We start from the raw sequence: 25710 nt of genomic DNA, 5'->3' as shown, positions 1-25710 counted from the left end.
TCAGTCCGGGTGGGGATGCTCCAGTGGTGCCACCGCTCGGGCGAAGAACTCGTCTAGCGGCTCGCCGGTGTCGTAGAGCGACTCGATGAACTCTTGGCACCGCATCACCACGTCCGGGTTCCTCCAGCGCCGCGCCGCCTCGAGTACGCCGTCGGCGTCGTAGACCGCCTCGTACATGATGTCCGTGCCGAGGGTGTAGATCTCCGGCAGCGGACCATCCACTTCCGCGGCGACGACCTGATCCGGCGTCACCACTCGGGTCAGCCCCCCGTACTCGTGGCGTTGCCGCAACACGTGCAGCTCCCACTGCAGGTAGGGCGTCAGTGGCTCCTGCACCACCCGCACCCGGCGGGTAGCGAACCCGCTGTCGGCGATGCGCCGATAGTAGTCTGCGAACTCGGAACGTCTCGCGTCGAGAATTCGCAGCGACTCCTCCCATCGACCGGCGGCGAACGCCTGCCAGCCCGCATCCTGCGGCTCCTTGAACGTCTGTTGCCGTTCCAGTTTCCAGAAGCCCGGCGGGACGGTCTTCCAGAACCGTTGTCCGAAGTCGGCCCAGTAGTCCTCCAGGGCCAGCAGCTCGCCGGGGTCTCCGCCCAGGAGTTCACGCATCAGGGATGTCCACCTTCGCCGCGATCATGGTCGATCGGGGAATGATGATAAGCCGCTCACCGGGGTCGACGGAGACTCCTTCGGGCAGCCGGTCCTCGTAGGTCTCGGTGAGATCCTGCCCGATCACCGCGACGTCGCCGTTGCTCAGCTCCCAGATGTCGGGACAGCTGCCGTCACCCGAGGTATTGCCCAATTCGTGCGACGACTTGCCCCAACGGCGATTGAGCTCGGCGGACGGGTCCGCCTCCCACCGGTGCGCACTCATGCCGACCTCCCTGGGTCCGTCACGATTTGAGCACGGATAGTAACATCGAGAGAGCTGGATTACAGTCATGCGTGCCGGCTCCGGCCCGGATGGTGATCCTTCGGGGGTGAAGGGTGTGGATGACCCGCTGATGCTCGCGGCGGCGACGACGCTGGTCGCCTGGACGACCACCGAACTCGCCCAGGGAGCCCGGTCGGCCGTGTCCGGGCTGACCGAGTTCCTCCGGCACCGATTCCGTCACGAGCAGGCAGCCGAGCAGACTGTGGAGGTCGCTCTACGTCACCCGACTGCGGACACGGTTCAGCACCTCGCCGCACTCCTCGAACAGGAGACGCTCCGTGATCCCGCGTTCGATGCCGAATTCCTCGCACGCTTCGCGAAGGTCCAGGCGATCGTCGCGGCCAACCAGGGCGATGTGACCAACACCGTCTCCGGCGACGTCAGCGGATCGGTGGCGCAGGCGCGTGATGTCCACGGCGGCATCTCCTTCGGCGGACACAGCGGCGCCTGATCAGCCGCTGTCCACTGGTGACCCGCGGCCCGCAAGCACCGCCTGCGCGCCGGCCCCAACCCGGCCGACGTGACCCGGCTGGCCGCCCACGTCGGCCCAACTCGGCAGTTGACCCACCGGAGGCACTGCCGGCGGCACCATTTGGCGCGCCGAGAATCGATGCGAGTTCGAGAGGATTCCTGCGGCGTCTGCGTCGATCTAAGGCCTTGCCCGCTATAGACCGACTTCGTTCCCAGCACTGGTAGCGCAGCTTGCCGACGCCCAGCTCGGACTCGACCCGCTGTAATTGGACGGCGCAGGCCTGGACCCCTCCTTCAATAAGGCGGGTGCGACGAGCACCCCCGCACCGACAAGCACCGCGATCAAATTGAAGGCCAAGGGGCGTAAGCGGTAGCGGGCCGCTAACCTCGCCTACTACGCGTTCACTGCCGCGGGGCAGACCGGCGGGCGGTTTTCCGCCTGAGCCCGGCCCGGACGCTGAACCAGCTGTTGCACGCGCGGCAGTGCGCCCACAGGTGGTAGGGCGCACTGCCGGCGACGATCTACCGGTTGCCGCCCTGGTCGTGTGGGACGGTGACGGTGACGGTGCAGCCGACCGGCCGTCCGATCTCGTCGTGGCCGGTGTACGTGAGGTGGTACACCCGGTCCCCCGCGTTGCCGGCTCGTTCGGCCCGTAGCTTGCCACTCGTGTCCGGCGTGCCGATGGCGAATCCGCTGACGTCCGAGGAGTCACCCCCGGTCACGCTGGTCAGGGTGAACGCGTTCGGGCCGAGCACCCCGTCGTGCAGGTCCACGGTGACATTGACGTCGACCAGCTCGTGGTTCGGCGGCCACAGGACCGGTCGGTCCACGGCACAGTCCAGCTGCCGTACCGGCAACGGGTTTGCCAGGGAGGCCGTGGCGTGTCCGATGGTCGCGGTGAGCCGGCTGCCGGCTTCGTAGTACATGTGCGCGGTCTGCCCGTCGAAGTAGAACGTCGGCGCGGCCGAGCGGCCGAGGTCGGGCGCGGCGGACATCGAGTCGTGCACGATGCCGAGGTGGATCTCCTGGTCGAAGTCCTGCCCGACGTCCACCGCGTGCATGTTGCCGTCGGCGGCGTGGAAGATCACCAGGTTGCGGTCGTTCCAGCGCAGGAAGAACGGTCCCGAGGCGTTCGGGCCTTCGATGCCCTGCGGGGTCACGATCGGTTCGGGCTGCATGCTCCAGGTTCGCGCGTCGTTGGAGACCGCCCAGCGGATCCGCCGGGACACGGGCCCCGTCGGTCCGGGCGCCCCCGCCGTGGGATTGTCCATGAAGAGCATCAGGTACCGGGTGCCCAGGCGGGGCACGGACTGCTCGAACACCCGGGCGTAGGAGGTCTCGCCACCGGTCGTGTCGTTCCGGCTGACCGCGGTCCCGCCGTAGCTGAAGTGGATGCCGTCGTCGGAGGTCGCGTACCGGGTGATGGAGTTCTCGCCGTGGAAGTAGAGGAAGAGCTTGCCCTCGCCCTCGATCCACACCGCGTGCGGCGAGGAGACGTGGCTGACCGTGGAGTAGTGCGGCAGCCAGGTGTTGCTGATCAGGGGGTTGGCGACGTATTCGGTCCACGGGCCGTTGATCGAGTCGGAGTACGCGAGGGCGATCCCGCCGGGACGCTCGTGCGGCGCGTAGTACAGGTAGTAGGTGCCGAGCGGGTTGGGGAAGTAGTCGGCGGCCCGGATGACGCTGGGGAAGATGAACTCGTTGGTCGGGTTGAAGGCGAGCGTGCCCTTGTCGAACGCGGTGCCCTGGTAGGTGAACTGGGGGAAGTCGAGCTCGGGTTCGGCGGCTGCTGGCCCGGCGCCGGCCACGGCGGCAACGAGCAGGCCGGCACTGGCGGCCGCCAGGACAGCGCGTCGGGACGGGGCGGATGGTCTCGTCATGCGGCTTCCTCTTCGGTCGGTCGGTTCGCGGCAGGAGCAGCGCGGAGTAACGCTCAGTAAGAACGCAGGGGACACCGATCGGCGGTCACCCCTTGGCGCCGCCGAGCTAATACGTATTAGCATTGATGTTTCTCGAATGTTGCGCGTTCGGCGGCGCTTCTGTCAAGAGGCGGTTCGACGACCCGCCGATCCACCCGGGCGCGGACCAGACCGCTGGGGACCCGACCGCTAATGCGCATTAGTCCAGGGAGTTCATCGCGCCGAAATCTTGCGGCCGCCCCTTGACATGCACCTGTCGGCCCGCCAAGCTCCTTCCCAACACGAGGGCTAATACGCATTAGCCGCACCGGAAGGACCCGACGTGACCACTCCCCCCAGACGTGTCACCCAACGTGACATCGCGCGGATGGCCGGTGTCAGTCAGGCGACGGTGTCGCTGGTGCTCAACAACCGGACCGACGCCGAGGTCCGCATCGCCCCGGAGACCCGGGACCGGGTGTTGCGGGTCATCGCCGAGACCGGGTACGCCGCCGACCCCGTGGCCCGCCGCCTCGCCTCGCGGTTCAACCGGATCATCGGCGTCTTCACCTACGAGCCCGCCTTCCCCAGCGGCAGCCGGGACTTCTTCCACCCGTTCCTGCTCGGTATCGAGGAGTACGCCGAGCGGTTCGGCTGCGACCTGCTGCTGTTCACCAGCGCGCCGGTGGTGGACGGCCGGCGACGCATCTTCCACCAGGACAACCGGCTGCGTCTGGCCGACGGGTGCATCCTGCTCGGGCGCGAGATCGACGGCGCGGAGCTGCACCGGCTCAACCGTGACGGATATCCGTACGTCGCCGTCGGGCGCCGCGACGACGCCGGCGGTCCGGTCCCCTACGTCGGCGCAGACTACGCCTCGGCGGTGGCCCAACTCGTCGAGGTGGCGCTGCGGCGCGGCCACCGCCGCCTGATGTACCTGAACATGGGCACCAACGCGGAATCCTCCGAGGACCGTCGCCGTGGGTTCCGCGCCGCCGCGACGACCGCAGAGGCCGCCGGGGAGATGTCAGCGCTGGCCGGGGAAGCCGACAGGACCGTCGACACCCTGCTGGCCGACGGAACCAGCGTCGTCTTCGTGGAGGACTTCGCCACGGCGGTCGCGCTGGAGTCGGCCGCCCGTCGGCGCGGCCTGGCCGTGCCCGGCGACCTGTCGATCGTGACCCTCGGCGACCCGACGGTCCCGGTCCCCACCGACATCGCGTTCACCGGGTTCCGCATCCCCCGCGAGGAGATGGGCCGACAGTCGGTCGAGGTGTTGACGGGCGTCATCGATGGCAGCGCGGCAGGCCTCCAGCAGCGACTTCTCGCCTGCGAACTCGTCGAGGGCAACACCCTCGGCACCCCTGATCCGGTGGTCGACCGGCGCTAAGCGGTCGGCCGCGCAACTGGAAGGAAGCACGTGGTACTCATGCGTACGGACGTCCTCGTCGTCGGGGGCGGACTGGGCGGCGTCGCCGCGGCGCTCGCCGCGGCCCGGTCCGGCCGGTCCGTCATCCTGACCGAGGAGTTCGACTGGCTCGGCGGGCAACTCACCAGCCAGGCCGTCCCGCCGGACGAACACTCCTGGATCGAGCAGTTCGGCGCCACCGCCAGCTATCGGGCGCTGCGCAACGGCATCCGCGACTACTACCGTCGCCACTACCCGTTGACCGAACGGTCCCGGGCCTGGACGGACCTCAACCCCGGTGCGGGTTGGGTGAGCCGGCTCTGCCACGAGCCGCGGGTGGCCGTTGCCGTCCTCGAACAGATGCTCGCCCCGTACCTCGGTTCCGGCCGGCTGCGGGTGCTGCAGCCGTACCGGCCGGTCGCCGCGGAGACCGACGGGGACCGGGTGACCGGCGTGACGCTGGCGCACCGCGACCGGGACGAGCGGATCGACGTGGTCGCGCCGTACGTCCTGGACGCCACCGAGACCGGCGAGTTGCTGCCGCTGACGGGCACCGAGTACGTCACCGGGTTCGAGTCGCAGGCGCAGACCGGGGAGCCGAGCGCCCCGGCCGAGGCCCAGCCGATGAACATGCAGGCGGTGTCCGTCTGCTTCGCCCTCGACCACGTCGACGGCGACCACACCATCGACCGCCCCGCGGGGTACGACTTCTGGCGCGACTACAAGCCCGACTTCTGGGGTGACCGGCTGCTGTCCTGGAAGTCACCGCACCCGCGCACGCTGGAGATCGTCGAGCGCAGCTTCACCCCCAACCCGGACGACGATCCGCTGAGCGTCAACGCCGATCAACGCGTCAATCCCGGTGACGGCAACCTGTGGACGTTCCGGCGGATCGCCGCGCGGCGCAACTTCACCGACGGCGCGTACGGCAGCGACATCACGCTGGTCAACTGGCCAATGATCGACTACTTCGAAGGTCCGGTCATCGACGTGCCGAACGCGTCGTGGCACCTGTCCAAGGCCCGCGAGCTGTCGTACTCGGTGCTCTACTGGCTGCAGACCGAGGCGCCCCGGCCGGACGGCGGCACCGGCTTCCCCGGCCTACGACTGCGCGGCGACGTGACCGGCAGCTCGGACGGCCTGGCCCAGGCCCCGTACATCCGCGAGTCCCGCCGGATCCAGGCCGAGTACACCGTGGCCGAGCAGGACCTGTCCCTGGCGGTGCGGGGCGAGCACGGCGCGGTCAGCTACCCGGACGCGGTGGGCGTGGGCATGTACCGGATCGACCTGCACCCGTCGACCGGCGGCGACAACTACATCGACGTCGGCTCCTGCCCGTTCGAGATCCCCCTCGGCGCGCTGATCCCACGGCGGATGGAGAACCTGCTGCCAGCCGGCAAGAACATCGGCACCACCCACGTCACCAACGGCAGCTACCGGCTGCACCCGGTCGAGTGGAACGTCGGCGAGGTCGCCGGTCTGCTCGCCGACTTCTGTCTGGCGCGGGGCGAGTCCCCGCGTGCGGTCCGCAACACCCCCCGTCTGCTGGCCGACTTCCAGGACCGCCTCACCGCGGCCGGCGTGGAACAGCGCTGGCCGCGGATCGCGGGCTACTGAACACACACCCCCGGTGAGGAGAACATTGTGAGAGCAGGAAAGGCCCTGCGCGGCGTCGCCGTGGCACTGGCCGGCGCGCTCGCCCTGACCGCCTGCGGCGGCGGTGGCGAGGCCGCCGACAGCGGCCCGGCGAAGCTGCGGATGACCGTCTGGTCGGCCAACGAGGCGCACCTCAAGCTGTTCAACGAGATCGCCGACGAGTACCGCAAGAGCCACCCCGACGTGGCGGAGATCAAGTTCGATCCGCTGCCGTTCGACACCTACACCACGACCCTGACCACCCAGATCGCGGGCGGGAACGCGCCCGACCTCGCGTGGGTGTTCGAGAACTCCGCCCCGGACTTCGTCGCCTCGGGCGCGCTGCTGCCCCTCGACGACACGCTCAAGAAGGCCGAGGGTTACCAGTACGAGGACATCTCCCCCGCCACCCTCAAGCTCTGGCAGAACGACGGGAAGCTGTTCGCGTACCCCTTCTCCACCTCGCCGTTCGGGGTCTTCGTCAACACCGACATGCTCAAGAAGGCCGGGCAGAAGACCCCGGCCGAGCTGATCGCGGCCGGTCAGTGGACCTGGGACAACGCCCTGGCCACCGCTGCGGCGACGGCGGCGAGTTCCGGCAAGGCCGGCCTGGTCATTCGGGATTTCGACTACAAGGGCTGGGACAACCTGTCCACCTTCTGGACCGGGTGGGGAGCCCAGGCATGGAGCGAGGACGGCAAGACCTGCGGCTTCAACAGCCCGGAGATGGTCGAGGCGATGACCGCCCTGCACAAGGCCACCTTCACCCAGAAGGCGCTGCCCGGCCCGGGCACGACCGCCGACTTCTTCGCCGGTGACTCGGCCATGACGATCACCCAGATCTCTCGCGCCTCGCTGCTGAAGGACGGCGGCTTCGGGTGGGACCTGGTGCCGCTGCCGGCCGGGCCGAAGGGGGACTACGCGGTGGTCGGCCAGGCTGGCCTCGGGGTGATGAAGAAGAGCCCGCACGCCAAGCAGGCGGCAGACTTCCTGGCCTTCTTCACCAACCCCACGAACTCGGCCAAGCTCGCCCAGTTCTTCCCGGCGCCCCGACAGTCGCAGCTGACCGCCGAGACGCTCGCCAAGACGAACCCGAAGCTCAAGCCGGAGCAGCTGCAGAAGGTCGTCATCGACGGCATCACCAACGGCGTGGTCAAGCCCAACCACTCCGGGCAGGCCGAGCTGAGCCAACAGGTCCGTGCCGGCCTCGACCCGCTGTGGCAGCCGAACGCGGACGTCAAGGCCGTGCTCGACGGCGTCTGCGCCAAGATCCAGCCTCTGCTGGCGAAGTAGGGCAACGATCATGACCCAGACGGACACCAGGGTGGGCTCGGCTTCGGCCGGGCCCGCCCCGGGCCCGGCCCGGCCGTTCTGGACCAGCCGACGCCGGGACCAGCTCACCGGTTTTGTGTTCATCGCCCCGCAACTGCTCGGCAGCGTCGTCTTCGTGATCCTGCCGCTGATCCTCGTGTTCTGGTACAGCCTGCACGAGTGGAACGTCCTCGCCGGGACCTTCGACTTCGTCGGCACCGAGAACTACCAGGGCCTCGCCGACGACCCCAATCTCGGCGCGGTGCTGCGCGCCACCGGGCTGTTCTCGATCGGCCTGGTGGTGTTCAACCTCGGCCTGGCCCTGCTGCTGGCCGTCCTGCTCAACCAGAGGCTGCGGGGCACGATCGTGTTCCGCACACTGTTCTTCTCCCCCGTGGTGGTCTCGCTGGTGGCCTGGACCATCGTCTGGGGCTTCCTGCTTCAGGACAACGGCGGGATCAACGGGTTGCTCGACACCATTGGCGTGGACGGGCCGAACTGGCTGCGCGGCGAGGGCACCGCGATGGTGTCCGTGATCGTCGTGCAGGTATTCAAGAACGTCGGCCTGAACATGGTGCTGTTCCTGGCCGCCCTGCAGGGCGTGCCGGCCGATCTGTACGAGGCCGCGGAGGTGGACGGGGCGAGCCGGATGCGCCAGTTCTGGCGGATCACCGTACCGCTGATCAGCCCGACGATCCTGCTGACCTCGATCATCACCGTGGTCGGGTCGCTGCAGGTCTTCGCGCAGATCGCGGTGCTCACCCAGGGCGGACCCGGCACCTCGACGACGGTGCTCGTCTACTACCTGTACCAGCAGGCCTTCCAATTCCATCACTTCGGCTACGGCGCCACGCTGTCGATCCTGCTGTTCGTCATCGTGCTCGCCCTCACCGTGCTGCAGTGGCAGATGCGCAAGAGGTGGGTCTTCCATGAATCGTGACCTGTCCCGGCGGACCAAGCTGGTGCTCTACGGGGTGCTGCTGGTCCTGGCGATCCCGTTCGTCTTCCCGACCTGGTGGATGGTCACCTCGTCGCTGAAGCCGGTGTCGGACATCTTCGCCTTCCCGCCCAAGCTGCTGCCGACCAACCCGCAGATCGACGCCTACCAGCGGGTGTTCGAGTTGCAGCCGTTCGGGCAGCAGTACCTGAACAGCCTCTACATCGCGCTGGTCGTCACGGTCGGCACCATGGCCGTGGCGGCGCTGGCCGGGTACGCCTTCGCGCGCATCCGGTTCCGGGGCCAGAACGTGTTGTTCCTGGTCGTCCTCGCGGGCCTGCTCATTCCCAGCGAGGTGACGATCGTGCCGCTGTTCCAGATGTTCTTCAAACTCGGCCTGGTCAACACCCACTGGCCGCTGATCCTGGTGCCGATTTTCGGTGCGCCGAGCGTCCTGGCGACGTTCATCATGCGGCAGTTCTTCATCAGCCTCCCCGGTGAGCTGGAGGAGGCGGCCCGGGTCGACGGGTTGGGACGCTTCGCCACCTTCTGGCGGATCGCCCTGCCGCTGTCGCGGCCGGCACTGGGCGCGGTGGCGATCTTCACCTTCCTGCACAGCTGGAACCTCTATCTGGAACCGATCGTGTTCCTCTCCTCTCCGGAGAAGTTCACCCTGCCCCAGGCGCTCACCCAGTTCGTCGACGCCTACGGCGGTCCCATGTGGGACGTCCAGATGGCCGCGGCGTCGATGACCGCGCTGCCGGTCCTGGTGGTTTTCGTCATCGCGCAGAAGCAGTTCGTCGAGGGGCTCGCGCACACCGGTCTCAAGGGATGACGGCACCGGTTGTCGGAATTGACATCGGCGGCACCAAGACGGCGGCCGCGCTGGTCGACCGGGTCGGGCAGGTGCTGGAGCGCCGCGAGGTGCCCACGCCTGCCCGGTCCGGGCCCGGGGCCGTGCTGGACGCCGCCGCCCGGCTGGCCACCGACCTGCTCGGCGCGGCCGCCGAGCCGGTGGGGGTGGGCACGGCCGGCACGGTCGACCCCGCAACCGGCGGCATCCGGTACGCCACCGACAGCCTGCCCGGCTGGGCTGGCACTCCGGTCGCCGACGCGTTGGCCGCCCGGCTGGGTCGACCCGTGCGGGTCACCAATGACGTGAACGCCGCCGCGCTGGGCGAATGCTGGGCCGGCGCGGGACGGGACCGAGCCCATGTGCTGCTGGTGGCCGTCGGCACCGGGCTGGGCGGGGCGGTCGTCCGCAACGGCCGCGTCGAGGCCGGTGCCCGCGGCGCCGCCGGCGAGGTCGGGCATCTGCCGGCCCCGGGTGCCGAGCGGCTGCGGTGCGGGTGCGGCCGGTACGGGCACCTGGAGGCGATCGCCTCCGGCAGCGGGCTGGCCGCCGCGTACTCCATCGAGACCGGTACCCGCATCACCGGGCGGAACGTGGCGGACCGCGCCGCGGCCGGGGACAGGGTCGCCCAACGGGTCGTGGAGCGGGCCGGAACGGCTCTCGGCGCGGCCCTGGCGGGGTTGGCGGCCCTGCTCGATCCGGAAGCGGTCCTGGTGACCGGCGGGGCGGCCGGCGCCCTGCTGCCCGCCGCGTCGGTCGCCTACTCGGCCGAGGTGCCCGCGGGCTGGGCCGACGTTCCGCTGCTGCCCGCCACGCTGGGCGCGGACGCCGTCGTGGTCGGCGCCGCCCGACTGGCCATCGACAGACCCGACATCGGAAGGACCAACGGGTGAACGTGCTCGACGATCTGGCCGGCGGGCTGGTGGTGTCCTGCCAACCGCTGCCCGACGACCCTGACGACCCGATGCGCGATCCGTACGTCCAGGCCCGGGTGGCGGCCGCGGTGGTACGCGGCGGCGCGGTGGGGGTCCGGATCAACGGCCCGGACGACGTCAGAGCGGTGCGCCCCGTCGTCGACGTTCCGGTGATCGGGCTGTACAAGCACGGCACCGAGGACGTGTTCATCACCCCGACCGCGGCCCACGCGCTCGAGGTGGCGCTGGCCGGGGCGGACATCGTCGCGATCGACGCCACCGACCGCCCCCGACCGGACGGACGCCCCTTCGCCGAAACGGTCCGCCTGCTCCGCCAACGGACCGACGCGCTGATCCTGGCCGACGTCTCCACCACGGCCGAGGGCGTCGCCGCCGTCGAGGCCGGCGCGGACGCCGTCGCCACCACACTGTCCGGCTACACCCCGGCCAGTCCACCGACTGAAGGGCCCGACCTCGGGCTCGTGGAACGACTCGTCGCACAACTGTCCGTGCCGGTGATCGCCGAAGGGCGGTACCGCACCACGGAACAAATCGGCCGGGCCTTCGAGGCGGGTGCGCACGCGGTGGTGATGGGCAACGCCGTCACCTCACCACTGTGGATCACCCGCCGGCTCGTACCGGCCACCCCCCGCGCGGCGAGCGCCCCGACACAGAGGGAGTGAACATGAGAAGACGTACCCTCCTGGCCACCGGCATGGCCGGGCTGACCACCTTGGCCGTCGGCCGACCCGCATTCGCCGGGCCCACCAACCGGCGGCTGACCGTGGCACTGGTCCCGTTGGACGACCGGCCGGTCAACACCTACGCCCCGCAAATGACCGCGGCGAGCGCCGGCGCCCAGGTGCAACTGCCGCCGCGGGATCTGCTGGGCCGCTTCTTCACCCCCGGCGACGGAGCCGCCATCGCCCGCTGGCTCGGCTCCACCGACGCGGTCGACGGGTACGTGATCTCAGTCAGCATGCTCGCCTACGGCGGCCTGATCGCCTCCCGCACCGCCGCCCCGACCCTGGCGGCCGCCCTGGAGAACCTGGCGGCGATCCGAAACCTGCGCGCGACCCGGCCGGATGCGGTGATCGAGGTGCACGACACCATCCAGCGCCTCGCCATCACCAGCACGGGCACCGAACTGGACACGTACCGCGACCTGCTGGTCACCTGGGCGAAGCTCTACGACCAGGTGGTGAACCTCGGGCAGGAGGAGCTGCGGGCCCAGCTCGACGCCACCCGGGCGCGGATCCCCGACCAGGTCGTCGAGGACTATCTCGCCGCGCGGGCCCGCAACCACCAGGTCAACCGGCTGATGGTGGAGTGGGTCGCCGTCGGCACCATCAGCCACCTTGTGCTCTCCGAGGACGACACCGCGCCGATCGGCCTGGCCCGAGCCGAGCGGGTGGAGTTGGAGGCGCTCGTCGCCCAACTCGGCGTCGGCGACCGAGTGGAAATCTTCCCCGGCGCCGACGAGGTCGACGCGTTGCTGGTCGCGCGGGTGATCGCGGCCCGTACGGCGCCCACCTACCGCGTGGACTACGCCGGCGTCTCCGGCGAGGACTGGACCGCCCAACTGGAGGGCATCCCGTTCGCGGAGAACATCCGCCGGCACGTGGCCGCCGTGGGAGGACGGGTCGTCAGCGGCGACGCGGACATCGTGCTCGCCGTGAACACCCCCTCATCGGCACCCGGGCAGCGGGCCGCCGACCTGGACACCTTCGTCGGGCGGATCGGCAAGCTGCTGGCTGCCGGCACCCCGGTCATCGTGGTGGACCCGCTCATCGTGAACAAGGCGGACCACGACCTGGTCGCGCGGATGGAGAACCGCCTCGATCTCGCGGCGCTGCTGTCGTACTCGGGATGGAACACCGGCGGCAACGCACTCGGCCTGGCGCTCAGCCACGGCACCGCCCGGTGGGCGTACCTCCGCTCCTCCGGCAGCGGGTTCGGCGTGCCCGACCTGCGCGGGCCCGGCCAGGCGCACGCCGAGTACCTGCTCTACCGGTTCGTCAAGGACGACCCGTGGAAGAACATCGTGCAGGTCGAGGCGTACGCGCACGCGCGGGCGCAGGGCTGGGACCCGCTCGCGCTCACCCCCGAGCAGAAGAGCTACTTCGACGGCTGGGTGAGCGACCGGCTGGTGCCGCTGACCGAGCGGTACTTCGCCGACCACTTCGCCGGGCACCGCATCGTGCTGGGCCAGCGAGGCGCGAAGACGTTCACGGCGACCCTGGCTCGCTTCGAGTCGGCGCGTGTCGAGCTGCCGTGGGACCGTCTCTTCGAGGTGATCCTCGAGCCTCGGTTGCAACTGTCCTGACAAGCCCGCAACGAGCACCAGGCGCTGCACACCGGCGACCGCGTCGAGGAGCGCGGCCAACCGCTCTTCCGTGAGCATCGATGAATTACCCAGCACGACCGAGGGGCCGTCTCGAATTTCCGAGATGGCCCCTCACCTGTGTCGGGACGGCCGGATTCGAACCGACGACCGCTTGTTATCAACAGTAACCGGACCAAGCTTGTCATTGCTTGCCGTAAGTGGTCGCTGAGCTGCGGAGACACCGCCATGCGCTCATCGCCCCTTGTCACCCTTCGTCAACGATTGGGCGGGGTTTTCGGGGGGTAAACGGGGGTCCCAAACAGAACCCCGCCAGGTCCGATCGCCCCCGCTGGCCCTGCCACCGTGTTGCGCCCGCCTTACGGCATGCGTGCTGACTGCCGCCGGGCGGTCGCCCTTCAGGAGGCGGGAGGGAGCCGCGCCGCGATCGGCCAGGAGCTGAGAGTGGGCTCCGAATCGGCGAAGGCTCCCCTGCGGGACGGAAAGTTCTACGCAGCCCCGGCTCCGATCCGGAACATAGAGATCGCCCTCGGGGCGGGCGGTCGCCATCAAGCTGAGGGATCGGTTCGGCTGAGACGCCGCATATGTGGGCCTGCCATACCGAGGTCGACACTGGCCAGCGTGTCGGGGCCAGCAGGGGCAAGACTGCTGCGGCGGCACCCGGTCAGTGACTTGCTCTCAAGCTGCACCACGCCGACACCAACCACGACCTCATCGACGAAGTGATCAAATACCAGGCCGACCGAGGCAACTTCGCCCAGCAGCCCGAACACCTCCAACGGGCCAGCGACGGCGACCAGCCCTCGCCGCCCGCCAAGCGTCCCCGCAGCAGCCGCGACCGCGCACCGAAGCAGTAAGCCAGCCGGACCAAGGCCCTCGACCAAGATCCGACTGGCTCAAAACTGCTCTACAGGATCAAGACGGCCCGGCTACGCCGGGCCGCGCGCACGCGCTATGGCCTACGGCCCCGCGCGCACGCCCACCGACACCAGGCCGGCCACCACCGAGGGCTGACCGAGTCGGCGCCGAGGCCGTGACGATCGCTCAACCACGGGGCCAACGATGTGGTTCCGGCGATCGACGCCGCACCGCTACGCGGCACGCCACCGCAACTCCGGCCCCAGCATGCGCCAGCGCCAAGAAACGAGGCGCACCACCCCTACAGTAGCCATCAATCCATGCGCATGTGGCGCACATGTTTGACGGCAACCCTGACGGCAACGCGGACCAACCGCCAACGACCCGTAGGACCGACCGACACGCTCCGCATACACGGAAGTCTCGCGCCGCAGCCACGCACCATACATTACTGGGGACAGCCCGCCGACGTTTCACTTCGAGCGAAGGGCATAGGTCTCGATGTCATCCAGGGCGTCCCGAGCAATCCCTCCGAACGCGGAACTTTGCATCAAGTCGTGTAATACAGGCAGCACAGTCTGCCGACTAACTTCCCGGTGTATACGAGCGAGGTGCCCCAGGCACGTGATTGCCAGTGATCGCACCTGCATTTCGATGCCATCGTCTGCAATCACACCTAACAAGATACTTTCAACCCAAGCACGATCCGGGTCATGGTAGGTGAGGGACAGTAAAGCATCAGTCGCCTCCGCGAGACCACTGCCATGAACGGCGGCGAGCATCGCTGCACGCCAGGCGGGGTCAGGTTGCGCTGGATCCATCAACGGATGTTCCCCTTACGATCGACAAGCCCGCCTCGGCGCAACGCGTTCTGCATGTCGACATGCAGATCGCCCCACGGTCTGACATGGCCGTGCCAAATGTTGTTTACCCCGCCGGCGCCGTCACACCCGCATGCTGCTTCGCGTGTCCGGTCGAGTACGACGATCTCACCGCTATCCCTATCAACGCCGACGCGCCTGGGCGACGTACCCTTTACCTGGACCGAATTCCCTAAAGCAGCCTGACCATTTGTCGGCTCAGCACTGTTCATTCCGCGCGAAGTGCTGCGAGCGGCCGCCCCGTGCTTTCCCCCAGCCTCGTAAATGTCTCCGCCGCAGTTGTGTACCAACACCGGAGTGTTGCCGGCTACCACATAGTACGTGTGAAGGTCAGCGACAGTGAGATCATGCATCGCTCGGTTGCCGGTAAAGTTGCGAACGTTCGCGACGGTCACCACTCCATCAGTGGTGTACAGTCGCTCGGCGGCTTGCAGTGCCTCCGCGTCTACCCAGTCTCCACGGGTCTTGCTCCAGAAGGGGTGGTGCTGCGTCGTGTGGAGGGTAGTGAACTTGCCGTCCTCGCTCGCGAGAGTCAGATCGGTAAGGTCGCTGTCCTGATTCCTATGAAGGTCGGTGACCGGCTTCTCGGTGGTCTCGCCTGATTCCGGATCAGTGGCGAGAACCAGGTCTCCGACATTCAATTCACCAATTGCGCGATCACTTCCGTCGGCGAGGAGGACCGCCGTCGCAGGTGCAAAGCTATGGCATCCGCCCTTGAGGCCACCCCGCACCGTCGCCGCGACCGCTATTGCCGATATGCCCGATTCTGTATAACTGGCGGCCGCGGCTTCATAGTCACCATCGGCAACGTAGCCCCATGTGTCTATCCAGCCCTTGTAGATTCCCACAATGCCCAGCGGCACACCGATAACGGAAGAGACGTAGTTCGAGACGTATCGCTTTCCGGCGTCGGCGAGCGCATCCGTGATCGACATTTCGCCTTCTATTACGGCGTTGCCATCGTTGTAGACCAAGGCCCACGAATCTACTATCCGCTCACCGGTCGCAACTACTGGGTCCACCACTGCCCGCTTAGCGCCGGAAATGAACCCGCTGCCAATCTTTCCCCAGAAACTCTTCGACCCCGTCGACTTGGTCGGCGTTGTGGGCTTCGTGGGCGCTGTCGGCTTCGTGGGCGCCTGCGCGGGTGCAGGGGCGGGCGGCACGTATTTGCCGCCGCCATCGTTGATAATCATCAGCCCGTCTGGGTCGCTAGCCGACACTGGCGTGTTGTTGGCGTACGCGTAGCCGTTCCATTGCTGAGGATCGGCCGTATTCATTAGGGGGTCGACGCTGATGAAGCGTCCGATGGAGGGGTCGTATTCTCGGGCACCGAGGTGGGTAAGCCCGGTGGAGTCCTGCGTCCCGCCCACGAACCCCTTGTCCATGACACTCGGCCAGGTGTTCGGCGTGGTTCCGCGTTCTGCGCCGAAGGGGAAACTCCGACGGCGGGTAGCGGTGAGGTTGTTGTTGCTGATGGTGACTTCGGCGGTGCCGTGGTGGTCGTTGACGATCCAGTCGAGGCTGCCGGCGGACGTGCGGACCGCGATGGGCCCCGCCTCGCCGGGCCCCGCCTCGCCGGTGTAGTAGCGGGTGCCGGTGGCGTTGCCACTGGTGGGTTTGCGGATTTCGGTGCCGCCGCCGGGGAGGTAGAGGGTGGTGCCGGTGGGGTCGCGGCGGATGAGTCGATTGCCGTCGGCGTCGTAGATGTAGCTGGTGGTGCCGGTGCTGTCTGTCGAGGTGTCGAGTTTTCCTTCGTGGTTCCAGCTGAGTTGTTGAGGCCCGTTGGGCCCGGGTCGGGTCTTGGTGTTGCCGTCCCGGTAGTACGTGAAGCTTTCGGTCTTGGGGCTTGCACCGGTAGTGGCGATGGCGGAAAGGGCGTGTGGTTGTGACCCGGCGGCGCCTCCCTGGTTGGGGTAGGTGTAGGTGCGGGTGGTCGGTGTGCTGGCCTGGATGGTTTCTTGATATCGGTTGTCGGTGCCGGGGTGGTAGCTGTAGGAGTGCCAGTAGGGTGCGGGGCCGCCGAGTTTGGTGATGCTGCGTTGCGTGGTGCTGCAGTCGTCGGTGGTCGGTGTCCACGCGTTGGTCAGACGTCGTAGATAGTCATAGTCGTAGCACTGGGTGTCGGTGCTACCGCCGGCCGGCGCGTCGTTGATCTTGGTGATGTTCCCGCTGTCGTCATAGCCGTAGGTGAAATTGAAGACCTCCGGCTTCAGTTCGGGAGTGCTGTTGGCGTTGGTGATGCGGCCCGTGTTTTCGTCAATGGTGTTGACGGTCCAGGTGCGCTTGCCGAACTCGCCGGTGACCTGTTGGGTGAGTTGGCCGAGCTTGTTGTACAGGACCTCGTAGAGGTAGATCTGACTGGACGAGAGCATGCCGTTGAGCAGGCCGACCTCGTTGTACGTGTAGGTCAGCTTCTCTTTGGCAAGGCCCGCTGCCGCTGGCTGTTCGGACGTGGCGATCTGTCCGTTCGCCCGGTAAGTCGTGGCGGAGCTGTAGGTGCAGGGGGTCAGCGTGCCGGACGCGCAGAGCCCTCCTTCGGTCGCCGGGATGGTGACCTTGCTGGTGATTGGTCGGCCATAGGTGTCGTATTCGGCGACTTCGTTGACATAAACGTTGGATGAGCCGGCCGGCTCGTAACGCTTCGAGGCGGCCGGTTTCCCGATTCCGTAGGGCAGGGTGTCGTAGGTCCACTCCGCGCGTAGGGCTCCGGTGGCGGAGCCTTCGTGGAGGCTGGTCTTGCGGCCGAGGGCGTCGTAGGTGGTGGCGAGCACCTTCTGCTCGGCGTCTTTGCTGGTGGTGAGCTGGCCCGCGGCGTCGTAGGTGTAGGTGGTGGTGCCGCGGTCGGGGTCGTCGTCCTGGATTTTGCGGCCACGCTGGTCGTAGAGGTAGCGCCAGGTGTTGCCGGCGGGGTCGGTGAGGGAGGCGAGTTCACCGCGGTCGGTGTAGGAGTACTGGGACGCGTCGAAGGTGGCGGGAGTTTCGCTGCCGACCTGCGTGCGGTCTTTGTATTGGCGCAGGGAGGTGGTTCTCCCGCGGGCATCGGTGATGGTGGTGGTCGGGGTGCCACCCTTCGGCGGGACGGTGCTGGTCTTCTCGCCGTTGTAGATGGTGGTGGTGCGCCACTTCTCGTTGGTGGTCTCGTCGACGCCAACCTTGAAGATGGCATCGGTGAGGCGACCTGCGCCGTCGTAGATGTTTTGGGTGATGGCGGGTACCGCGGGTGTGCCGGCGCCCGTGTATAGGGTGGTGTTGGGCGCGGTGTTGGTCTTGTCGTAGTAGGGGCCGGCGCTCCAGTCGAGCAGGCCCCGGGAGTCGTAAACGGTGTCGGTTAGAGTGCGGCCACCGGCCGGTGCCTGGGTCTGGACCTGGCGGGCGCGCATAAGTCCGTCGTAGAGGGTGATCGAGGTGGCGAATGTGTTCGTGCCGACCGGCATCAAGGTTTTAGTGGTGACAGCTGTCGATGCGGTGTTGCGCACGAGGTAGGTGTATTCGGTGCTGGGCCCGTTGAGGTAGCTCGATTTGGGCCTGCCGGGCAGCCAGACCTTGGTCAGGCGTCCGAGTCCGTCGTAGCCGAAGTCGGTGCGGATGCCATTGGCATCCACCACGGTGGCGGGCAGCTGCCACGCGGTGGCGTAGGTGGTCGTGGCGGACTGCTTCATGGGGTTGGTGGTGGTGGTCGCGGTGACTGGGCCGCCGCTGGCGGGAGCGTAGGAGGTGGTGGAGGTCCGTTGGAGCGCGTCGGTGCTTTCGATAACGCGGCCGATGGGGTCGTACTTGTTGCTGCTGATCGTGATCCAGGTGGGGGTGGCGCCGGTCCAGGAGTCGATCTCCTCGACCTTGGCGATAGTGCCTTTGATGGGGAGGTAGGTGTCCCAGTTGTTGGTGTCGGCGTCGTACGTGGTGCGCGCCGACGACAACATGTCGCCGGGAAGGGACGGGCTGGCGGAGCAGTTCACCCCGACCGCTTCAGTTTTCTTGGGCAGGTCGAGCATCCAGGTGACGGGGTTGCGCGCGTACCAGGTGCGGGTGCAGACGTCATCGTCCGGGGTTGACTCGTCACCGAGGTCGTCGACTGCTGTTGGGAGGTTGTCGGGGTTGACGGTGGTGACGGTTTTGGTCCACCGGGTGCTGCCGTTGGACAGCTTCGTGCGGTTGCGGACGGTGTTGGTGGAGGTCATCCACGCCTTGAGTGGTCCGGACGTGGCGGTGGGTCCTTGCAGACCGGGGGTGGTGATGGTTCCCGAGATCCAGGTTCCGCCGGCTCCGAGCAGGGTGGTTTGCTCGCGAGTCATTCCGGAGTAGGCGTCGTGGTCTTCGACCTTGACGCCTTGAGAGTCGGTGATCCAGACGTCGCGGGTGCCGGTCGGTTGCTTGTCGCCGTCCATGCCGCGGAAGTACAGGTACTCCGTGGCAGATTGGACTCCGGATTCCAGGCCGCTACGGACCCGGACCTTGCCGTAGCCGCGGAACTCGTCCCAGGTGCGCTTTTCCTCGTCAACGAGTTCTGAATCGTCGTAGTGCCAGGCGGGTGCGTCGAGGTAGTCGTAGTTGGTCTGCTCGTGGGTGAATCCGCCGGTGTTGTCGTACACGTCGATGCGATCGACCCGGTACTTGTGGAACCAGTCGAGGGTGGGTTCCTCACCCTTGGGGCCGTAGTACTGCGGAAAGCAGCGTTTGGTGTTGGCGTGCACCTCCGGCAGAGTGCTGCGGGTGCATTCGGTGGGCGAGTAGCCGACGCTGATCTGCGCACCGGACTCGGTGGTGATCGTGTTGATCCGGTACCGGAACAGGTTCGACCGGCCGTCGGCAATCGCGTCGACACGGTTAGCAAGGGCCTCGCTGCCCGGGTCGAACACGATCTCGGGATCGCTGACCTCGAGCTTTGGGTCGCTCACGCCAGAGCCGCCGGCGGTGGTGGCCTTGCCGGTGCGGGTGATGCCGGCCAGCCACATCGGCTTGCCCTCGTTCTCACCGGACTGCAGGTAAGTATGCCGCAGCGTCCACCAGGCAACGTCCTGGTAGCCGGAGCCGGAGCCGGAATAGACCTGCGATCGGATGCGCGACAGTCGCTTGGAGGTCCAGAAAGTCGGGGATAGCTGCTCTGTGCAGGGAGCGGCCGTGCAGTACTGGTCCCAAGGGGTGTCGAGCCACGACGCCGTCACCGGGTCCGAGCCCGACCAGCAGTTACTCGTGCAGCGGTCGCTAGTGTCGAAGAGGACCTGCGCCGCAGGCAACGTGGCAGCGCCTGCATCGGTGCGGCTGCCGTACTCGATACGGGTCAGGTAGCCGCCACGATCGTAGGTGGTGCGCTTGTCCTTGTCGCCTTCCCGGCCGTAGGCGCCCTGCTCCTTGTTGTAGAAGTAGGTCATCGAGTTACCCTGCGGGTCGACGACCAGGTCGAGGTTCCACCGCCACGCCTGGGTGGTACGCGACGCCGCGAAACCGGCACTGCTGTACCCGGGCTCGTCGGGATGGTTGCCAAAGACCGGCAGCGTCCAGGTCGAGTTCGTCGCGGTCGTACCAGAGGATCCGCCCTCGCCGCGGTTACGGCCGAAGAAGTACTGCGTGCCGTTCGGCTTAATGACCTTCCAATACTCGCCGTCGGCATCTCCGTTGCCGAAGCTAGTGTCCGATAACAGCTCGATCTTCGATCCGTCGTCGGCCACCCCCTTCCAGGTGTTGCCGGCCGACTTGACCAGCTCCGTTGCCTGCCCGTTCAGGGAGATGGTGGCGTTGCCTTCTGGCTTGTACCAGCATTGGTCGCCGCCGTATACGCTGCTGTTGTTGGGTGTTCCGCCCCGCATCGTTTTCTTGTCGTCGGCGCAGGCCTTGAACTTCCGCTCGATGAAGCCGGGCCACATGTCCCAGCCGTCACCGATCCACGACCCCTGGGTGTTCGTGCCGGAGGACAGACCGTCGACTGCGCCGGAGGAATATGACAAACCCATCTCCGGCGCAGGGCCGCCCATCACGGGTGGGCTGTGGACGGGGTAGGACCAGGAGAAGGCACCGGTCTGCGCGGATACCTGCCAGGTACCTGCGGACGACAAGGTGGTAGCCGTGTAGTCGCCGTTTTCGCCGGACGGTGCGGCAGCCAGGGCGAGAGTGGTAGCTCCAGTGCCTGTCAGCGCGACGGTCGCTGACACCGTCTTGGCCTTGAGGTCATTACGTGCTTGCAGCGTCGTGCCGTCGCTGAGTCGGACGACACGGAGCCTCGAAGCCCAGTCCCCGCCGTACGCTCCCGCGAAGGCTGAGTAGTCAAACTGCACCTCGACGGCGCCGCTTTGGCGAAGGCCATCCGCGCGCTCGATCGAGGCCACAAGTCCGGACACCCCGGCTCGGGTGGTGGACGCGCGGTCGGCAACCTTCACCGTTACCCGCCCTACCGTTGCTGTGTCACGATGTGCAGCTTGACCTTCTGGCGCGCGCGGGGCGGTCAACGCCTTGACCTGGACCGGCATGGCGCCTGCTTGACGTCCACTATCAAGGGTGCGGGTGCCGGCGTCGGTCAAATCGACCGTGGTGGAGCCGGCCGCCGGCCAGGTCACCTTGGCCGGCTGCGCTTTCCGCCCTGTCCAGGACGGACGGACTGCGTGCTTCACCGGCTTGACCGCCACGCCAACGGTTTCCTGCGGCTTCGGCGGCTTCCACGGCGCGGCTGACGCCGCCTCCGCGGGCACCTGCGCGAAGGTCACCGCGAGAACAACGGCTAGTGCCGCGGCGACCCGGCCGCGCATCGGCAAGCGCCGGACAGGGGGTGCGGCATCAGAAGACATCACGGGACGTGCCCTTCCTGCGGCAGTTAAAGGCAGAAGCAGAAGACTGGGGAGTGTCGGCACAGTCCGCTAACTGATTAATGCGTGTGCATTGACGTCAATTGCTGGCCACACTCGTTGGGCGGCGTAGACATGGTCGAGGTCACCGATCCACCTCTGGGTATCCCCAAAGCCGCGGCCCAACGCCAATGCGCCAGCCGCAGACCAGCTAACGGTGACCGAAGCGGCGGCTTCCGCACCGCCCAAGGCAGCGGTGCCGTTGACATAAAGGCGGATCGTTCCGGCTGGCTTGTCGTAGACGCCGACAAGGCTGACCCACTCACCATCGCCAACCAGCTCGGTTGTGCAGGCGTTCGTCTCAGTTGCGGTAGCCGAGTCTGACCCAGTAAGGCCGAAGCACCAGGCCTCGTCGGATACGGAATCGCCGTCGACATCAAGGTCGTTGCGGTACCCGAGCCGGAACATGGCATTGGCGCTGCCGAACTGAGCGAGGGCAGTCCGGGAAGCGGACTTGTCAGTCAGCCGCACCCAGGCAGCTACGGTGAACCCGGCGGTGTGTGCGGTGTTCAGCACCGGCGACGCCGTGGTGAGATCACCCGTGCCGTCCAAGGACACAGCCCCATCGCTGGCCCACCCGGGGCTCAACCGCGTCACCCCCGCCGAACTGTGCTCGGCTGGGAAGGTCGCCGGGATCGACGGGGAGATTCCGGCCGGGTCTTGGTCGAATTTCCATGCCCAGGCGTCGTCGCTCGGCGTGACGAGGAACTGGTACACCCGCGGGTCGGAGGTAGCCCCGGCGGAGTTGCGCGACTGTACGGACAGGACGTTGACGCCGTCGCGGCTAGGGGTGATCGTGGCGGTGGTACTCGTGCCCGTTATCTCTTGAACGGACAGGTCATCCCAGTAGACCGCCTTGGTGGTCTGGCCCGTCGGAGAGCCGTTGTAGAGACGCACGAATGCCTCAGTGGCCCCGGCAGGTACAGACATGACCAGGGACAGCTGGTGCCATTCGTCTATCCGGAAGGCCTTAATGGAGGTGACCTCGACGTAGAGGGAGCCAACCTTGTAGGAGCTCATGATCCGCAGCCCGCGTGTGTTCCCAAATGTGCCGGTGGTGTTGAGGCCAGTGCTGGCCGGAACGTAGATCCAGCCGGTGATCGAGTACCGCTTGCCCGCCTGCATGCCCAGGCGTAGCCCACCGACGTCGCCGCCCACCGCGGCGAACGTGTCGCCCTGCGGGCCTGTGCTCGTGCCGCCGGACGCGAGCGGCGTCACCTTCAACGAGTCGCCGCTGGCGTGGCCCCGGGCGGTGTCCCGAGCGATCGTGGCGTTGAGGCCCACGAAGCCGGTCAGGTCGGTCACCTGCTGCTGGCTCGAGTTCAGCTTCTGACCCTGTGGAGCACCTGCCGGCAGCGTGACGGTGTCGGTGCTGTTGAGACTGTAGAGGTATTCCTGGACGTCGGTGCCGCCGTTGGGGGTAAAGGTGAAGGTTCCCGGTTGACCGGGCCCGCCGTTCCACGTACCCGAAGACTTCTCGGCGTAGGGCGTGCCCGTCACGGTCGGTAGCGACGGGTCCTGGGTGTTGACGGTAAAGGTGAACCATCCCGAGTAGCCGCCACAGGTGTAGGTGTCACAGGCCCGCGCGCGCCATTGGTAGGTGGCGTCGGGCAGAGCGCCACCGGCAGTGGGGACGACTCGCCACGGTCGCGCCGTACCGGAAGTGACCCCGGTAAGAGCAGTACCCGACTTGGCTTTCACTGTCGACCTGCTGTTGTCGAAGACCTCGTACTCCGCGCGTAACGTGCCGCCATCGGGGTCGGACACCAGCGCGGAAAGAGTGGGCTGGCCGGAGCGCACCACTGCCGGGGACACGCATGCCGAGTAGCAGGAGTCGACCGCGAGGGCGGTGGGCACGTTCGGGGTGCGGTTATAGATTAGGGTGACGTAGGGCCTGGCGGAGGGCGCGTCGAACGACTTGAACTTCTTCCACCCGGTATGGCTTGTCTCGCTGGAGGCCCGTAGTCCGACGTTGGCGGTGTTGTAGCCACCCGAAAAGCTGGTCTGGAAGGTCTTCTTGACCGACGCGGATACTCGTCCCCCTGCGCAGTTGGAGTTGTACCCCTTGGTGCCCGTCGACCTGCCGTCCAGCTCACGCCATACCGGCTGGCTGCCCCACCTGACAGCTGAGCCGACAGCGTCCACGCGCCACGTCTGCCACTCCGCTGCATCGCACTGCCAGGAGTAGTAATTCCACAGGGACAGCTCCGCAGACACGACGGTCGCGCCAGCGTAGGCGCTTAGTCCGTAGAAGGCGAGGAAGGAGCGGGCCAGGCAGCCGGAGCCGCAACCCTCGGCGGCGTCGTCGCTGTAGCCCAGGCGCAGCTCGTCGTCACCGGACTTGTCGGTATTCGCGATCGTGTTTTGAACGTAGGTGTCAAACGATGGGTTCAGGTTGATGGTGGGGTCGATCGTGACGGGGTACTGCAGGTGCGGATCCTGGTAGAACGCCTCGTCGGTGCTCAGCACCAGACTCGTACGGCCGCCGACAACGTCATTGGTGACCTCCACGTTGGCCCGGTGCAGAGGCTCGCCGCCGGCGGAGATCCGGGCGTCCCACATCTCCCCCTGCGAGACCGTCACCGACTCTTCCGCGGCAACCGCCCGGGCACCGGCTCGCATGGCGGAGCCGAGCGACCAGGGCATGGCCACCGTCGTCAACTGCGCTGCGGCCTGCGGGGACTTCACGAGGAAGGAGTAGTTAACGCCCGTCGGCCGCGCTTGAAGGACCAGGTCGACATCCGGCTTAACGTTCGGATACGTCGCGGTCGCGCCGTCCAGCCTCGGCTCGGGCAGCGCACCAACCCAACCCAGGGTGGTCCGCTTGGCGCCCTCTCCGAGGCTCACTAGGTCGTCGGCGTCAGCCGACCGGGAACCCGACAGCCACAAGCCGAACGGACCGGCCTTGGATCCGATTGAACCGTCGCTCTTGCGCTCCAGCGTCAGGTCCACCGGCACCCACGCCCCCGCAGGAGTCTGCACCCGCTCAGGTGACGCGTGGACCTCAGCCCGGAAGGTGCCGTCCGGCTGCGCCCACGTCATTGACGTCTGAGACGTCATTCCCGTTACCAGCACCGGCTTGCGTGACTTGTGCGCCAGCAACATCGCCGACGACTCATCCGCCGCCTCCAGCGGCCCGGCCGCCTGTGCCTGAACGGCAGGCGTCGCCGCCTGAGCAACACCGGCGGCTGACGGAACGACCACACCCGCCGCAGCGACCACCAGCAGCGCCAAGGCGGCTACTCGCCGTCGCCTCGCAACCTCTGCGCGCGACGTGAGACACGCACTGACCAACGCACCCATCGAGAGCCCCCGTGATCATCAACTGCAAACGAGCAGACGGTAGTGATCACGGGAATCCCATGTAAAGCACCGCTACAAATTGATACCACAAAACCGCCATTACGGTAGCAAGCGGACTCACAGCTCACAATCAGCTACCGCGGGGTGCTGGCCGACAACATTTCGTGCACTGCCTGCAAGGCTGGAACCACCAAATAGACAACTCGCGAGCGGAATAATTTACCTTCAGGGCTGAAAACGTTAACCTTGCCCCTGGTATTAAATCGCCTCGCACAAGCGCCGGGTCCTGCGCAACCAGGTCCGGCCTACCGACATCGATCGGCTGATCTTCACACCGCAGTTCTGGCGGTTGGTCGGTCACGGCGACCGAAGCGACCGGTTTTCCCTTGACCTACTCAGCGCCGAGTTCGCCGAACGAGGCGAGGTGTGGGAGCGGGCCTGGACGGTGCTCAAAGCCGAGATCGACCGGTGGTCACCGGATGCTTATCCCATCGTCGTAGGCACCAGCGTCTTCATCCACCATTCCGACAAGATCCGAGACATCGCGTACGCAGAGCTGCTTCGCGTCGGGTTCGAGGAAGTGCGCCTGGTGGTGCCCCGGGTGGTAGTCGACGAGCTGGACCGGCTCAAGGAGTCGGGCAACCAGCAGAGCCTGTGGCGTGCCGCGCATACCCTCGGCGTGCTGGACGAACTACTGCTCCGTCCACGGTCACGTGAAACGATCCGCGAGGCCGACAACTTCAGTGCGGTCGCCGACGCCGGCGGTATACCCCACGACAAGGTCACGTTGAAGTGCTGTTCGACGACGCGCACCACGTACGGCTCAAAAGACAACGACGACGAAATCATCGACCGGACGCTCGCGTTGCAGGCATACGCCAGGATGCCCGTCCGACTGCTGACTATGGACACCAGCATGGCCTTACGCGCCCGGATGCTCGACCTGCGAGTCCTCAAACCCACCAAGGACATCGGCGACGAGCCAGTCAAACCGGAGCTCAAGCCGACGATCCAGACCAAGGCGGCGCCGGCCCAGTAACCGCCGTCCGACGCGGCGATGATCCGCGGGGCAGTGATCACACGCGTGGCGTCGACGGCCGCAACCACCTGCACGACGAGACAG

The 25710-nt window shown here is 67.1% G+C and carries 15 protein-coding genes and 1 pseudogene; 11 read left to right on the top strand and 5 right to left on the bottom strand.

Features of this window, described 5'->3' with window-relative positions; genetic code table 11:
• The gene (locus ACTWLT_RS19330; RefSeq protein WP_445319595.1) at positions 1 to 612 is read right to left on the bottom strand and encodes a DUF6879 family protein; all 612 of its coding nucleotides are present in this window, start codon (positions 610 to 612) and stop codon (positions 1 to 3) included.
• Positions 605 to 877 (bottom strand): hypothetical protein, encoded by a 273-nt coding sequence (locus ACTWLT_RS19325; RefSeq protein WP_252414328.1) that lies wholly within the window; start codon positions 875 to 877, stop codon positions 605 to 607. The genes ACTWLT_RS19330 and ACTWLT_RS19325 overlap by 8 nt, the downstream gene beginning before the upstream one ends.
• Before the next feature lie 115 nt (positions 878 to 992).
• On the opposite strand from ACTWLT_RS19325, the gene ACTWLT_RS19320 reads away from it, so the two are divergent.
• A complete protein-coding gene (locus ACTWLT_RS19320) occupies positions 993 to 1388 on the top strand; it encodes a hypothetical protein (protein WP_445319594.1) in 396 nt (131 codons plus the stop codon).
• Between the two features lie 542 nt (positions 1389 to 1930).
• Here the strand turns inward: ACTWLT_RS19320 and ACTWLT_RS19315 are convergent.
• Positions 1931 to 3289 carry a glycoside hydrolase family protein gene (locus ACTWLT_RS19315; RefSeq protein ID WP_445319593.1) on the bottom strand — a complete coding sequence of 453 codons (1359 nt, stop codon included), beginning with the start codon at positions 3287 to 3289 and terminating at the stop codon, positions 1931 to 1933.
• Positions 3290 to 3650: 361 nt separating this feature from the next.
• Between ACTWLT_RS19315 and ACTWLT_RS19310 the strand changes: the two genes are divergently transcribed.
• From ACTWLT_RS19310 to ACTWLT_RS19270, 9 genes and pseudogenes are all read left to right on the top strand, one after another.
• Positions 3651 to 4697, top strand: a complete 1047-nt coding sequence (locus tag ACTWLT_RS19310) for a LacI family DNA-binding transcriptional regulator (RefSeq protein ID WP_445319592.1) — start codon at positions 3651 to 3653, stop codon at positions 4695 to 4697.
• 39 nt (positions 4698 to 4736) lie between these two features.
• A complete protein-coding gene (locus tag ACTWLT_RS19305; protein ID WP_252414333.1) occupies positions 4737 to 6332 on the top strand; it encodes an FAD-dependent oxidoreductase in 1596 nt (531 codons plus the stop codon).
• A 27-nt stretch (positions 6333 to 6359) separates the two neighbouring features.
• A complete protein-coding gene (locus ACTWLT_RS19300) occupies positions 6360 to 7643 on the top strand; it encodes an ABC transporter substrate-binding protein (protein ID WP_445319591.1) in 1284 nt (427 codons plus the stop codon).
• 10 nt (positions 7644 to 7653) lie between these two features.
• Positions 7654 to 8601, top strand: coding sequence for a carbohydrate ABC transporter permease (locus ACTWLT_RS19295; RefSeq protein WP_252414336.1), 948 nt, complete (start codon positions 7654 to 7656; stop codon positions 8599 to 8601).
• Positions 8591 to 9433 (top strand): carbohydrate ABC transporter permease, encoded by an 843-nt coding sequence (locus tag ACTWLT_RS19290; RefSeq protein WP_425742044.1) that lies wholly within the window; start codon positions 8591 to 8593, stop codon positions 9431 to 9433. The genes ACTWLT_RS19295 and ACTWLT_RS19290 overlap by 11 nt, the downstream gene beginning before the upstream one ends.
• On the top strand, positions 9430 to 10344 hold the full coding sequence (locus ACTWLT_RS19285; RefSeq protein WP_445319590.1) for an ROK family protein: 915 nt from the start codon (positions 9430 to 9432) through the stop codon (positions 10342 to 10344). The genes ACTWLT_RS19290 and ACTWLT_RS19285 overlap by 4 nt, the downstream gene beginning before the upstream one ends.
• Positions 10341 to 11048, top strand: a complete 708-nt coding sequence (locus ACTWLT_RS19280; protein ID WP_445319589.1) for an N-acetylmannosamine-6-phosphate 2-epimerase — start codon at positions 10341 to 10343, stop codon at positions 11046 to 11048. Before ACTWLT_RS19285 ends, ACTWLT_RS19280 begins: the two co-directional genes overlap by 4 nt.
• Before the next feature lie 2 nt (positions 11049 to 11050).
• Complete coding sequence (locus ACTWLT_RS19275) at positions 11051 to 12691, top strand: DUF4127 family protein (protein ID WP_445319588.1); 1641 nt, start codon at positions 11051 to 11053, stop codon at positions 12689 to 12691.
• Positions 12692 to 13392: 701 nt separating this feature from the next.
• Positions 13393 to 13566, top strand: a pseudogene (locus ACTWLT_RS19270) (GntR family transcriptional regulator); the annotation flags it as partial.
• Positions 13567 to 14387: 821 nt separating this feature from the next.
• On the opposite strand, the gene ACTWLT_RS19265 reads toward ACTWLT_RS19270, so the two are convergent.
• Together ACTWLT_RS19265 and ACTWLT_RS19260 are read right to left on the bottom strand one after the other, a co-directional pair.
• Entirely contained in the window at positions 14388 to 21227 is a 6840-nt protein-coding gene (locus tag ACTWLT_RS19265) for a polymorphic toxin-type HINT domain-containing protein (protein WP_445319643.1), read from the bottom strand.
• Between the two features lie 69 nt (positions 21228 to 21296).
• Positions 21297 to 24518: a LamG-like jellyroll fold domain-containing protein gene (locus tag ACTWLT_RS19260; protein WP_445319587.1), complete on the bottom strand. Its 3222-nt coding sequence runs from the start codon at positions 24516 to 24518 to the stop codon at positions 21297 to 21299.
• A 493-nt stretch (positions 24519 to 25011) separates the two neighbouring features.
• Between ACTWLT_RS19260 and ACTWLT_RS19255 the strand changes: the two genes are divergently transcribed.
• Positions 25012 to 25626: a PIN domain-containing protein gene (locus ACTWLT_RS19255; RefSeq protein WP_445319586.1), complete on the top strand. Its 615-nt coding sequence runs from the start codon at positions 25012 to 25014 to the stop codon at positions 25624 to 25626.
• Positions 25627 to 25710: the final 84 nt, after the last annotated feature.

It is taken from the genome of Micromonospora yongxingensis (assembly GCF_052601155.1).
Note: the sequence above shows the minus strand (reverse complement) of the source record. Positions and strands in the feature narration are given on the sequence as shown.